This window comes from Barnesiella sp. WM24 (assembly GCF_004570975.1).
In the GTDB taxonomy this organism is placed as follows: domain Bacteria; phylum Bacteroidota; class Bacteroidia; order Bacteroidales; family Muribaculaceae; genus Muribaculum.
Genome location: NZ_SPPC01000021.1, coordinates 1 through 14,636, shown reverse-complemented (window position 1 = coordinate 14,636; position 14,636 = coordinate 1). Strand labels below are relative to the sequence as shown.

Below are 14,636 nucleotides of genomic sequence, written 5' to 3'. Positions count from 1 at the left end.
TCCGCTATGTGCGCTGTGTAAAGAATGTGATGCAGTATGCTCTCGCCCACAAGTGGATAGACCATGACCCGTTTATAGGCAAGAAATACCAGCGAACCCACACTGAGCGACAATACCTGACTGAAACAGAACTTAAAGCTGTGATGGAGCTTGACCTGAGCGACATTCCGCGGCTTGAGGTAGTGCGCGATACCTTTGTGTTCTGCTGTTTCACCGGCTTGGCGTTCTGTGATATCAAATCGCTGCTGCGTTCCAACATCACGACTGATGCCGAGGGCAACACATGGATACGCAAAGCCCGTGAGAAAACAGGCGAGATGAGTGTCATTCCTCTTCTTGCCGTTCCTCGCAAGATTGCAGAAAAATATGATGGCAATCCGGTTGTCATCAAGAAAGATGTTGTGCTTCCGGTAATTACCAACCAGAAGATGAACGCATATCTAAAAGAGATAGCAGACCTCGCACGGATAGAGAAACATCTCACAACGCATCTGGCGCGCCATACCTTCGCAACACTTTCGCTGAGTAACCATGTGCCGATTGAAAGCATCTCGAAGATGCTCGGTCATTCCGACATACGGACAACTCAGATCTACGCTAAAATGCAGGACAAGACCATATATGAGGATATGGCAAGTATGCGCAACAAGTTTGACTGTGCAATGATGAACTGACAGCAGACAGTGAGAAAGAAAAATAACGGCAACCGGGCTTTGTGCTTGGCTGCCGTTATTTCTTCAGTCGAATTTGGGTCGGTAGTTGGATTGCAGGAAGATTTCTATATCTTCCTCGGCATAGAGTATTTTGCCGTCAAGCCGATAATATGGAAGCAGCCTCCTGTCGCGGTAATCCTGCGTGGTGCGTCGGCTTACTCCGAGCAGCTCAGACAGCATGGCGTCGGTGATGAACCGCTTGCCGTGGAGCAACGGGTGGTATTCGTCCCGAAGTCGCTGGCACATGGCGGTGATGTCGTCGGCCTGTGCGGTCAGCCGCATTATGCGCGGGTCTGTGGCGGTTATTGTTTCTTTCATTGCCCCGCTCCTTTCTCCTTCTCGATAAGCCGGGCGATGTCGCTGCCCTTGAACTGTGAAAGTCTGCCGATATGGGAGAACCCGATTTTACCGCGCTCTTTCAGTGCGCGTAGCTTCCTTTCGGAGATGTGGAGATAGTCGCAGGTCTGCTTGGTGTTGAGCCAGTCCGACAATCTTTTGTCGCGAAGCTCGTCATACAACACCTTGACGGTCTTGTGGAGAAAATCGACACGTTCAATCAGTGCGTCGAATACTTCTCGCTCGACTTCAATTGTGTCCATAAATTTGTGGGTTAAGTGGATTATACAGTGGTGGTTTGTGGGATAAGGTTTGAAAAAGTCGGCGGGTATCCCTCCCGCCGACTCACCACTAAATCCACAATCAAAAATTTATGACTGCGATTCTATATCTTCGCATTCCTTACTTCATTCGGCATAGCCGGAGCAAGCTCCGCTCTGCGCTCATTTGTTGCGGAATTCAGTGGCAAAGTTACGGAATAATTCTGACATTCACACTACTGTGCGAATAATCGGTTAAAAGTCAATAATTGAAATCTGAGGCATAATTATATGGATTAAGTGGTGTAACCGTATTGCGGTAGCAAAAGCCGGCGCAGCCCGTCGCATGGATTTACGACTTCGGAGGAAATCGCCTTGGCGCTTTGCCTCGGCAAAGAAATCTTCCCAATGTTTACATTGCAAGTGTTTTCTGGCACACTCTTCTTTTCGTGTGCCGGGAAACATAACTTGCAGAGTTCATGTGAACATCCTTTCCTATTATGAAATATGGAATGTAGCCATTTCTGTAGACCGGTTTGCTGAAATCGGCATTCAGTCCTTATTCCTATGCGTCAGCCGGAAGTGTATTCCCGTTTCGCTTACTTAAATTTACAAAAAATGTCGCGTAAATCCTAACGAAGGAAAGAAAAATTAGATGTTTTATGCGCCGGTCATCGGCAACTTGGCTGAGTCAGAAAAAAATTTTTCAATCGGAAATGTTAAAAAATCAGTCCAAAAATTCGGACATAGTCGGACATACTTGGACATAGCCGGACAATGGCTTTTTTCTGCCGCCTATCAGTTGAATTATATGCTAAACCATCTGGAAAATTATTTGTATCTTTATATAGAGATTGAGTGACAGACCTATCTTCAAGGAGTTTTAATTACCGTGCTATTTATGAAACTGCCTTTTGAACTATAGATATGCCAATCAATCTGACAGACTTTCTTTATACTTGTCAACTTACAAATCTATTGATTTAGAAATATCATAGGTTAAAGTTCAAATTAATTATAAATCTATGGAACAGTCTACCTACCTATTTCTACATTTATACGTTTGTATGTTTATTGATAAGTAAATTGAAAAGCCTATATATAGTTCAATCGTTCAACCGGTTGTAGCCCTGTGGCCACGTAGCCTAAGGCTATGATCCATCGTTTCACCACTTAAATCCATTTTTATGACTGACAACACCCATGTCAACCATTCCGACCAGACCCGTTTTCGTGAAGTCTATCTCCGTAAACGCGACACAAGCCAGTTCAGCCGTCGTTTCTCTGAAATCAGCATAGAACCGCAGTTCGTTCAGGCAATACGCCTTATGCTTCTGTCAGAACAACGTCCACCATGTCACGTCCGCGATGTAATCAACAATATTCTCGAACAGTTCCTTGATAATATCAGCAGATAGTTAACATGCATGGAGGTGTGTCAGGAACTGCTTTTCTTGCAGATAACATTATCTTAGCATTATCATAGCAATTTTGGCACACCTCCATTATTCAATTTAGTTTAATGGGATAATATAAAAACTATAGCTGTAATTATTAGCGTTAAGGACATATTGTCTGTGCGGGCTTGCCCCCCAGCTATTATCTCCCCCTACCCCCCTTTGAGCCATATCTACATTCAGAAATACGCGCCAGCGGTCAGGGGATATGTCGTTGTCATGCATTTGTTTTTTGGTCAATCCTGGATCCATCATCTCAGATGTGACATCAAGAGCGGAAATATCCATAGGCTTTTGACCGACAATCTTTATACCGAGATTGTGTCCATTCGTCAGAGAAGCCCACCTTACATCAGTATGATTACCTGATTCCTGAGGGCGCACATATCGATGGCGTAATGTGTTTACCTGACTGGAGTAGATTCCCAATAATGAAGATGTGTTTCGATCAGAATAATTCTCCCATGGTCCACGCCCATACCAACAGAATTTATCAAATTCTTTGTATAACGGCATAATGACACCAAAGCGAGGAAGCTCCGGAACATCTATCCCTTCATCTGCATTCCATGAGATATCTACTTTCACCATACCGAAATCTCCTACAGAATACGACATCTCGTAATTAGATCCTATATCCGACATCCGATAAAGAGCCTTTATAGTTAATATCCCGTTGTTTTCACTTTTTTCTAATGAAACGAGGTGCCGGTTGGCTGCTGCCGTGCGCCACACATTGGAGCGGATATGCAAACCGTCTCCAATGTCGTTGTCGGTTGGTGCACGCCAAAATGACGGCATTAACGGACCTGCAAAAATATTTCTACCATCAATCGTATATTCCGTCAAACTTCCATCTCTACGATTAAAAGTCATAACGACATTCCCCGATTTCACAATCCAATGATTATCAGTTTCGTTAAATATCGGTTTATTTTCATCATAAATAAGGTTGATACTTTCATTAACCTTATTCAGCATGAATTGATCTCTTGCCACTTCATGTCGTGCCTTGATAATCCCGTCATCATGACTGGTATAAGCATAAACAGACAAAACATATTCCGAATCATTGGAAATGTCTGGTAAACCGAGAGATACACTTTTTTTAGCACCAGGTGCGATATTGACCTTCAGCGAGTCTGTTGCAACCACCAATCCATTACGAAGAAGCTCCCACAAGAACATATAGTCATCAGTGGATTTGAATGAAAAATGATTTTCTATACCTATAATACCGTTTTCTGGTTTTTCAGATGAAAAACGTATGTCCTGATAGACCTTTTTGACTTCATTAAGACCAGGATGAGGCGTCCTATCGGGAAATACGAGTCCATTGATGCAGAAATTTTCATCATTTACATATTCGGTTGCCCCATAATCGCCTCCATATGTCCAATATTGCCTGCCGTTTTCATCATGAGCAAGAAATCCTTGGTCAACCCAATCCCAGATAAAACCGCCCTGCATTTGTGGCGAATTTCGTATAATATCAAAATACTCCTGAAAATTTCCTGTTGAATTACCCATTGCGTGTGCATATTCACACATTATAAATGGACGTCCCGGGTTAATTCTTGAAGCATACTCCTTCATGTATTCCACCGATGGATACATCGGACATACAATGTCAGTATTTTCTTCTTCTTGAGCCTGTTCAAACTGAACTGGACGGGATGTGTCCCTTTGCTTTATCCATGAATAGGCTTTACGGAAGTTTTCTCCATTACCACATTCATTTCCAAGCGACCAAATAATCACAGACGGATGATTTTTATCGCGTTCTACAAGAGACTTCTCCCTATCAAGAATGGCTTCTTCCCAAATCTGCACCTTGGCAGGATGACGATCAGGATCAATATAGTCCCATGGGACCGAACCCATACCATGAGCTTCGATATTCGCTTCATCAACGACATAAAGACCATATCTGTCACAAAGTTCATACCACAAGGGAGAATGTGGATAATGACTCATACGCACGGCATTTATATTATGACATTTCATCATTCGTATATCCTCCATCATCATGACGCTGTCTACGACATGGCCATTAAACGGATGATGTTCATGTAGATTCACACCATGAATTTCAATAGGTTGTCCATTTATAAGAAGTTGCGAATTCTTAATTTCAATTTTTCTAAAACCAATTTGCGATGACATCGATTCCAATAGTTTTCCTCCATCGTCTTTTAATGTCAAAACGAGAGTATATAGATTCGGAATCTCTGCACTCCATTTGTCCACATTCTTTATTCTTGATAAAAATACTGCGTCAGAGGATGTGTCGGGCGCAAGTTCAATATTTCTTTTTGCTGACCAAATTTCTTTTCCTACTGATGATAACAGTGAAACCTCAAGGCTACAAATGGATGTATGACTTTCATAATTTTTCAACTTTGTCTCTATTGTAAGTATCCCGTTTTTGTAATCTGTAGAAAGGTCTGGTTTTGCAAAAAAATCAAAAATACGTTGGTTGGCTGTGGTGTATAAATATACATCACGGTCAATACCCGACAATCGCCAAAAATCCTGATCTTCAAGATATGAGCCGTCAGTCCAACGATATACTTCGCATGCAAGTTCGTTCTTCCCCGATCTCACTAAGGTTGTAATGTCAAATTCAGCAGGATTTTTTGTACTCTGTACATAACCGACTTTTTCCCCATTTACCCAAACGTACATTCCGGCTGTTCCTCCATCAAAATGGAGAAAGACCTTACGCCCATTCCACGCGGCAGGTATATCAAAAGTATGTCTATAGCTGCCTACTGGATTGTCATAATGAGGGATATATGGGGGATTTTTGGGGAATGGATATATTACGTTAGTGTATATCGGCATCCCATAACCATACATTTCCCAATTGCCGGGAACTGATATAGAATCCCAGCAAGACGAATCATAATCTACCTTATAAAAGTCTATAGGTCTGTCTTCTGGCATGGGTGAATATCTGAACTTCCATTTGCCGTTCAAAGATTTGTAAAAATCACTATAATTGAAACATAGCGACATTGCCGCTTCCTTCGACTGAAATGGAATCGATGTAGCGCGGTGATTTTCCCTTCCGATAGCAAATCGTGAAGGATTTTCCCAATCATTATCATTGGAGGAATATGCATTAACACTGACTATCAATATTAACAGTAAGGAAGTAATCTTATTCATTATCTGAATTTGTTAAAATTATTTTCAAAGGTGATTTTATTGAATTTGCATAATTTATCATAAGCATATGCCACTCATCAAGGCTTTTTATTCCACATTTGCTCCATCCTGAGCCCCAATAGTATAATAATTGTGAACCACTATTGTATTTCACCTTGGTGAGAAGATGTCCATATATATCAGAAGACAAAGACTCATAAGGACAAAATATTACATCGGCATCATTTGAGGGAACTATGGTTCCTATATATATCACCCCATTATTACTATATGGAGAATCAGTAGGATCGCCATAGCCGGCAATAGCACAGCTATTTACTATATCGGAAAATATAGCGGTTGAATCAGCGCGATGAATCACAATGCCAGGAGCGACAACAGCACAGTCAGCGACATCATGAAAAATAACCTTTGTGCGATTGAAATGGGAACCTGCATCAAGGCTTATAATACGTGTCTCATGTTCATATTCCAGTTTCACAGTAAATCGCAATGGTCCGTTATCAAGTATCTGATGTGTATTAAAACAATATGGGTAATCAATCTCTCCTGCATCGCTTATCACAGCCGCTGTCCCCGCGCCCAAGGTAGGACCAACAGAATATACGTCCATCCCATCACCATGATTCACATGAAACGATTTACCTTTCATATGATTCTTATATCTTTGCTCAACTACAAGCCTGTCGGTTGACTTTGTCCATACATCATAGCCGAAAGCCATTTCTCCAGACTGTTGCAAAGCCGGACCATAAGCCCTGTAGGCGGCAATGTCATTTTCCCATGTCATGTCATCAAGTCTTTCCGGATATAATCTGCCAGCTACAACAGGTCTATAATGCCGAGGGTTACGTCTCACTACTTTATATTCATATTCTGATATCTCTGGCATATATACAGGAAAAATCAGCTTATTGTCATAGGTTATCTGACAAGGTACTTCTCTGCCTGAAGAATCTAATATGCAGAAGTCTTTTCCAAAAGTGTTATCGATCTCAGCCATCCATCCTGTACGCTGTAGTGGAAGTGTATTTATAACTTTGATTGCAGCAATAATACAATCATTCATATCATACTCAAGGATAAAAACCGGTTGCGGAGCTGTATCGATGACTTTTTCACCGTCGCCCTGAGATGCGCGCTGGACATATATGTAAAGCCGCCTGTGGTGTCGCCACAGGTCGTTGTCAACGGTAGGCTCCCAGGCGTCGACACTGAAGTCGGTCAGGTCGGACACTTCCCAACCGCTGCCGGGGGAGTTTCTGACGGCTACTGACACTTTGCCGCCTCGCTCGGCATCGCGGAACAGATAGAATATCCTGTCGTTGTCGGCCACGATACGCGGGCGTGACACAGGTATCATTTTCGTGCCTCCGCCCGAAAGAGTGAAGGGTGTGCGCCTTTTCACGACCGTCGACATTCTCCATTGCCGTCCGTCGTGCTCGATGAGGCGGTAATGAGGCACTGAGTCGGAAGAGTCACGCCAATAGGTCGCAATCATGGGGCTTCCGTCGGGTGTCGCTGTCATCGAAGTCTGGTTGATGAGTTCGGAATTTTGCGGGATGTGCCATGCGATTTCGGCCGACCGTTCGGTTATCGGGAGTGTATAGGGTGTGCCGTCACTGCGTTGCCAAGTGACTCCGCCGTCTTTTGACTGTGCGTAACACATGTCGTGATTGGTCTCCACAAGCCACGTCTCGCGCCACACCCACGACAGATGGATAGTGGAACTGTCATCTATATAAAGTTGCCAGTAGGCATTTCTCTGATTTTCCCCGTCGAGCAACACATCATGCAGTCTCTGCCAGCGGCGTGTCGTTGTGTCATAACTGTTTATCACCATATTCCCGCCTCCTGAAAATCCCGATCGGTAGGCAAAAATCAGTCGGCCGTCAGGAAATGTATGAAATTCGGGATAGGTAACATCCTTCTCGTCAATGCCTGTCATCGGTTCGAGTTCACCGAGACACAGACTTCCGGGAGAGACGCTTCGACAATAATGCAACGAGTCGCCATGATGGTCAAAAGCCACATGGATATAGCCGTCACCGTCTATCGCCATCGAAATGACATTGTGGGCATCGGCCACATTTCCGTGATATTGGGTGCGGCTCACGGTCCAGTCATCGCATCCATGAAGCCGTCGGGCAAGCGTTACATATCCCTCAGGGTCATAGAAGCATACATACTGGCTGTCACCGTGTGACACCACCGAGTTGGAGCGAAATATCGCCGTATTGACTGATGTCGCGCTGTAGCCGTCAGCCACATAAGAGAGCTTGACTGCGGCATGGCAGCAGCACAGGCTGCAGAGACATATGATAAGGGTGGGAACGTGTCGCATGGAGGTCAATAGAGGTCGTGAAAGCGTTCATACTCCTTCCAGTGGTGGTCCTTGGGAAAGGGTTCGCCACCCCAGGCCTTGCATGAGGTCCAGGGCTGAGGCGCGTCAGTCCAGAACGGATGTGCTGCTGGCAGTCCGAGCGGAAGAAAGGCAAGCGAGGTCATGTAGAGTGAGCCGTTGTTGGTGTACCAGTCGGCTATATTGGGCTGGCGACCAGCAAAACCGATTGTCAGGAATCCGCCTTCATTGAAATTCTCTTTTCCGTCATACATCCTGTGCATCACGGCTGTAAGAGCCGAGCGTACCTGTGCGTCCGACACTCCGGCCGGGAGCCGTCCATACCACGCCATCAACGCGAGCGGCTGCATCGTGGCCATGCGGTAGGGTATCGAGCGGCCGAATACTGGAAATGTGCCCTCGGGCGAAATCAACCGTTCGAGCACGAGGCTGTATTTCTGTGCACGCTTGAGGGCACGGTTGTAGTAGTTCCTGTAATGGATACGTGTGTAGGCTCCGGCATCTTTCATCGCCTGAAGGGTCTCAAGATACATCGGGTGGAACACATAGCTGCTGTAATAGTCAAATGAAAATTCCGGACCGTCGGCATACCATCCGTCACCCGTGTACCATTCCTCGACCTTGCGTATCGCCGAGTTGACCCTGTATTGGTCGTAAGACGCTCCCGCCTTTGCCAGAAAACTTTCGATGGTCGACGAGAACAGCACCCAGTTGGTGTAAGGCGGGTCGATATGCCTCAAATCGGTAAACGCCTTTATGTAACGGCTGCGGGTCACCTCGTCAAGCGGAAGCCACAGAGTGTCATAACCGCGCAAGAAAGACTCAGCGATATAGGCTGCGTCGACCAACGCCTGTCCCTCGCCATGCCACAAGAGGCAGTCGGGACTTTCGGGGTCGACGGCGTTGGCGTAGCTTTTCAGGGCGAGAGACCTTAAAGTCTCCCGTTTGCCGGCTTCGGCCGAACCGTCGTCGGGCAATGAGAGCCATGGTGCGATTCCTGCCATAAGTCGTCCGAAAGCCTCCATATATGTGACTTTTTTGTTGCGTCCGTCCCAGTTGGGGCTAACCTCCACGAGCATGTTCTTCTGCAGATTGCCTTCTGCCATGTTGCTCAGCACCGGATAGGCCATCTGCCACAGCAGGTCGACCCAATAGGCGCGGTCATGCAGGGAGTCGCGCTCGAGATAGCGCGTGTATTCACACGCAGCCAGGAGAAATGCCCCGACGCCGAAGTTGGCTGTTGAGCCGGCATCGACCACCTGGCCGGGGATCGCTTTTTCGCCGATAGGCTGGACATAGCCTATGGAGCCGTCTTTCTGCAAGGCGACGGTCCTGAGGTATCGCCATCCCCTAAGCGCGGCGTCCCTGTATCGGTCGCCGTCAAGATAGCCGTTGTTTATACCCCAGAGCAATCCGTAGATAAAAAAGGCGGTGCCGCTTGTCTCACATCCCGGAGCATGAGCCTCGTCGAGCATCGAGCGTGTCCAGAATCCGCCCGGCTGCTGTGACTCTACAACGGCATCGGCAAGTTTTTGGAATTTACGGATGAAAAACTCCCTGTGGCTGTAATCGGCCGGAAGGTCTTTCAGCACTTTGGCAAGTCCGGCAAGAACCCATCCGTTGCCTCTCGCCCAGAAGTCTTTAAGTCCGTTGACGCTGCGATGGGCCGGAAACACATATTTCGCGTCACGGAAATAGAGGCCGGTCTCGCTGTCGAGCATGATGCTGTCGCTTGTGCACACGTATTCATACAGCTTTTCAAGATAGCGGTTATCGCCTGTTATCTTATATAACTTGGTCATGACCGGCATCACCATATACAGCCCGTCGGCCCACCACCAGTAGTCGGTTGCAGGGGTTGACATCTCATGTTCCATCACCTCCTTAGCCCGGCGGACGCGATTGTCATCAGGAAATATATTATACAGGTCGGCATAGGTCTGGAAACATATCTGCCAGTCACCGAACAGCACATGGTCATCGGTCTCGCCGTAGTCATACCGCCACTTTGCTCTGTCGTTGCCTTTGGCTCCTTTCCATTCATTATGTTCGGCCCACGCGACGGAGTAGTCGAGAAAGTCGGTATTGCCCGTGAGACGATATGCCTCCATGTTGCCCGTGTGATAGGCCGCGTTGTCCCAGAATGAGCGCGCCTGAGGAGGGTTGTCGACCTGCCAGCGGATGTTTACTTTTTGGATTATGGCTCTGACTTCTTCGGCTTCTTTGTTGGCGGCCGATACATTAATGAAAATTATGCAGCATAATGTGACTGATAGCAGTTGGCGGAGTTTTATCATGTTGATTCGTGTTTATTATGGTTTGTCAATTTAATATTTCATTATTTCCCTTTGGCATAGGAACTTGGTGTCACGCCAAATTGCTTTTTGAAAATAGTAGCAAAATATTTTGTATCAGAAAAACCGGTCATTATAGCAATCTCCATAATTGTATAACGACGCTGTTTTAATAAATCTGCAGCCCTTTTCAATCGCTGCAGACGAATAAAGTCATTGGGTGACTGTCCGGCGATAGCCTTTAGTTTATTATACAGCGAGGATCTGCTCATAGCCATATCTGAACTTAAAGACATAACGGAATAATCGGAATTTTCAATATTCAAGTTGATAATGGCGGTGAGCTTATCCATAAATTCTTTATCAAGTGGATTTATGAAGTCAGCGTCTTCAGTTGAGCCATCCGGTGATTGCAATGACTCTTTTAGCTTATTACTATGACGCAAATGGATTCTTATACGTGCCTTCAACTCCTTATTGTCAAAAGGCTTAGTCATATAATCATCGGCTCCGCAGTCAAACGCATTTGCTTTTGTCTCACGGTCTGATACGGCAGTAAGTAGTATAAACGGTATATGGCTTGTTGCCATATCGTTTTTCAACTTTCTACACAATTCCTCTCCAGTCAAACCGGGCATCATGAGATCTGAAACAATTATGTCAGGCATTTCATTTACAGCCATCACCATTGCTTCATTTCCGTCTTTTGCAACAATAACATTATAATTAGACTCAAGCGTTTTCCTTAAAATTTCCCGCATATCGGAATTATCATCAACAACTAATATCGTTTGGTCATTTAATGCAGGAGAGATGTAATCCATATTTTCACAACAGTCGACATCACCGTTAACTATCGGAAATTTTAATTTCACAAGAGTGCCTGCATTCTCTTTGCTTGAAATGGATATAGAGCCTCCATGCAGTTCGATTAATCTATGAGTCAGCATCAGACCGATGCCAGACCCGGATTCGTTTGACATTCTCGCATTTTTTGCTCTGAAAAATTGTTTGAATAGTTGACGTTGCTCATTAGCCGGTATACCAATGCCAGTATCCTTAATTGTTATACTATAATATCCATCATCTATTTTAGCATTAACTTCAATAGTCCCACGGGAAGTATATTTTACAGCATTAGACAGAATATTACTGATAATTGCATCCATTTTTGGACAATCAATTGATGTAAATACATTGCGAAGTGAATTTATATCGGTACAAAATACTAACCCCTTACGTTTTGCTCTGTATTCCCATGGGGAGATTCTTTGCGCAAAAAAATCAAGTAAATTTACTGTGGACAGATTCAGTATCATAGCTTTCGCATCCAATTTCTGGAAATCCATTAATTGGGTGGTAAGCTCATGTAGTCTGTCGGTATTTTTTATTGCTATCCCAAGAGTCGCTTTATCTTCATCTGTCAGGTCTTTATTGTCGGCAAGTTCCATTAGCGGAGCTTTAATAAGAGCAACTGGTGTACGTAATTCATGTGCCATCTCTGTGAATAGTTTCATCTTTTCATCAGAATAGCGTTGTCGCAGTTTCCCTTTCAATAATTTCACGCCTAAGAAGACTATGAATCCGAATAAAACAGTATAAATTATAATCATCCACCATGTTGCCCATATCGGTTTTGCGATTGAAATTTCAAGACATCGTTCTGAAATAACAGCCCCAGTGTTCTTATCGCAAAGACGCAACTTAAATATGTAACGACCTGAAGGGACATTTGTGTAATTGGCATCATAATCTGTAGCATCAATCCATTCCTTGTCGAAGCCTTTAAGCATATATTGTAATTTAGTAAGCCTTGACGCTCCATAATCAACCATTGAGAATGCAATTGAAAAAGAATTATGATTATGAGATAATCTTATTATGTCCGTTGTATTAAGCGAACCCGATAATATCGAAGAATTGTCATCGGGCGATATGACATTGTATGCGACTTTAAACTCCGTAAAATAGATATGTGGTTTTGAACAAGCCAAAAGCTCCATATTGATATCCACATCAGTCACTCCATTGGATGCACCAAGAAGCAGATTTCCTGATTGCATTAATTCTATGGCTCTTTCATTATAAGTTGCAGGTGGCAATCCCATTAATTCGCCAATTCCGATTACAGTATCATTTATATATGAGTATTTGTACAATTGCTTATAGGTAGTGAAATAAACACAACTATCAACAGGAGAATGACATAAAGCCATTATGTATTTAAACTCATCATTATCGTTAAATAATGAAATCACACTTAATTTATGACAAACAGGGTCATATGTCATCAGACCATTACCTGCCGTTGCAAGCCATACTTTATCACTGATTGATTTTATGTCTGTTATCGAGACATTGTTTTTTATGACAATAGTATCTTTTGTCAACGGATTCAGTACAGTAAATTGTACCGATTGTCCACAAATGACAGTATATGAATCCATCACAGTCAAACTATGGACATCAGGCACATCATATACATCCGATGATTTATCTTTCAGGTTAAAGCGCATCAACTTTCCGTCAGAATATGAGCCTGCCCATAAATTATCTCCATCAATTATGACAACAGCTACATAGTCACTATCAAGAACTCTGCCACATAACGGAAGCTTAGTAGTAAAATGACTAATAGTTCCCTCATTACTTATACGATAAATCCCACTGCCAAATCCGGCAGCCCAGATATTCCCGCCACTATCTTCAGCAAGACTAACTATTATGGACTTTTCTGGCCTGTCCTTGAGATAATGCTTCCACTCCGATAATTCAGGATTATACATAAGCACTCCATTATCAGAAGCAATCCATAAAACTCCGTTTTTTGATTGCAGAAATGAGTTTCCAAATCCAGGAATCCTGTTATTAGCCATAAGAGCCGAAAATCTACTGTTGTCATGATGAATCATTGATAATGCACCATTAAATGTAGCCACCCAAATATTGGAATCACGGTCGAGAAGAACATCCATTACCGCATTGCCAACAGGCATAGAGCCCATTGACTCACTGTAGCTCTCGATGATTCTGTCATTTGTCATATCATAAACATAGCAACCTGCACCATCAGTCCCAATGAGCAGTTCTCCTTCATTTCCATTTGCTACAGCCGTAAGGTGACATTTATGAAATCGAGCATTTGACTGAGTCAATTTTTGTGTAGACAAGTCATATATAAACAAACCACTATCATTTGTCCCGATATACATTTTGGAACGAGCAGAATGTATAAATCGAGCAACATCACCTAATTCGGCAATAATCAATGTTCTATCCCCATTCAAATAAATAAGTTTTCGATCCGCTACATAATATATATGATTTTTACCGTCATGTCCGATTGCTGAAATATCTGCTCTTTGACTAACCATCTGAAGGTTACCACAGTTAAAACAGTATAAGCCGTAATTGGTTGCGAAATAAATTCCGTTGCCGATCAGACAAAAATCTTTAAGAATCAAATCATTTTCTCCGGTAAGTTTCCGCACATCTGCTATTTCCTCAAAATCGTCCAATTTCGGATTATATTCAAATATCAGACCATTTTGCTCTCCAAGTATTACTTTATCTTGATACGAATGGATTTTTGTATGATAGAGAAAGTGCTTTATTATTTCACCATTGTGTGTAGGATGATATGTTTTCACAATACGTCCGTCAAACCGGTCAACACCCCAATATGACACAGCCCAAATAAAACCATCACAATCCTGAGTGAGACTGAATATACGGTCTCCGCTAAGTCCGTCAGAAATGCCGATGCGCCTGACTGTAGCAGAAGCATCGGCTGCCTTACAGAACATGGGAATCAGCAGGATTAAAAGAAATAATAAGGTACGTGCAATGTGTATCATATGGTAATTATCTTAATGCAAATATAAGTAATTAATTCGATATAACGTATTATTTTAAAGCAATTTGGACTATTTCAAACTAAATTTAAACAATAGCAAACCAGAATAACGCTAAATATAAAAATACAAACATTAAATAAAATTTAGAAAACCATGCTTACATCTATTTTAATCTATCTTTGC

7 protein-coding genes and 2 pseudogenes are annotated in these 14,636 nt (G+C 43.4%); 2 read left to right on the top strand and 7 right to left on the bottom strand.

Going from position 1 to position 14,636, the window contains the following annotated elements:
* Positions 1 to 674: site-specific integrase (locus E4T81_RS15325; protein ID WP_167762000.1), on the top strand; the 674-nt coding region annotated here is incomplete at its 5' end.
* Between the two features lie 63 nt (positions 675 to 737).
* Here E4T81_RS15325 and E4T81_RS15320 read toward each other — a convergent pair.
* Positions 738 to 1,031 carry a helix-turn-helix domain-containing protein gene (locus E4T81_RS15320; RefSeq protein ID WP_135046109.1) on the bottom strand — a complete coding sequence of 98 codons (294 nt, stop codon included), beginning with the start codon at positions 1,029 to 1,031 and terminating at the stop codon, positions 738 to 740.
* Positions 1,028 to 1,312, bottom strand: a complete 285-nt coding sequence (locus tag E4T81_RS15315) for a helix-turn-helix domain-containing protein (protein ID WP_135046107.1) — start codon at positions 1,310 to 1,312, stop codon at positions 1,028 to 1,030. The genes E4T81_RS15320 and E4T81_RS15315 overlap by 4 nt, the downstream gene beginning before the upstream one ends.
* A 1,184-nt stretch (positions 1,313 to 2,496) precedes the next feature.
* On the opposite strand from E4T81_RS15315, the gene E4T81_RS15310 reads away from it, so the two are divergent.
* Entirely contained in the window at positions 2,497 to 2,727 is a 231-nt protein-coding gene (locus E4T81_RS15310) for a hypothetical protein (protein ID WP_135046105.1), read from the top strand.
* Between the two features lie 96 nt (positions 2,728 to 2,823).
* Here E4T81_RS15310 and E4T81_RS15305 read toward each other — a convergent pair whose 3' ends face one another.
* The 5 genes and pseudogenes from E4T81_RS15305 to E4T81_RS15290 all read right to left on the bottom strand — a co-directional run bounded on the left by E4T81_RS15305 (position 2,824) and on the right by E4T81_RS15290 (position 14,453).
* A complete protein-coding gene (locus E4T81_RS15305) occupies positions 2,824 to 5,940 on the bottom strand; it encodes a glycoside hydrolase family 2 TIM barrel-domain containing protein (protein ID WP_135046103.1) in 3,117 nt (1,038 codons plus the stop codon).
* Positions 5,933 to 6,907 (bottom strand): annotated as a pseudogene (locus E4T81_RS15980) (DUF4861 family protein); the annotation flags it as partial. The gene E4T81_RS15305 and the pseudogene E4T81_RS15980, both read right to left, overlap by 8 nt.
* A gap of 102 nt (positions 6,908 to 7,009) precedes the next feature.
* Positions 7,010 to 8,284: pseudogene (locus E4T81_RS15975) on the bottom strand (BNR repeat-containing protein); the annotation flags it as partial.
* A gap of 5 nt (positions 8,285 to 8,289) precedes the next feature.
* Positions 8,290 to 10,599, bottom strand: coding sequence for a DUF2264 domain-containing protein (locus E4T81_RS15295; RefSeq protein ID WP_135046099.1), 2,310 nt, complete (start codon positions 10,597 to 10,599; stop codon positions 8,290 to 8,292).
* 41 nt (positions 10,600 to 10,640) lie between these two features.
* Positions 10,641 to 14,453, bottom strand: a complete 3,813-nt coding sequence (locus tag E4T81_RS15290; protein WP_135046097.1) for a response regulator — start codon at positions 14,451 to 14,453, stop codon at positions 10,641 to 10,643.
* Between the last annotated feature and the right edge of the window lie 183 nt (positions 14,454 to 14,636).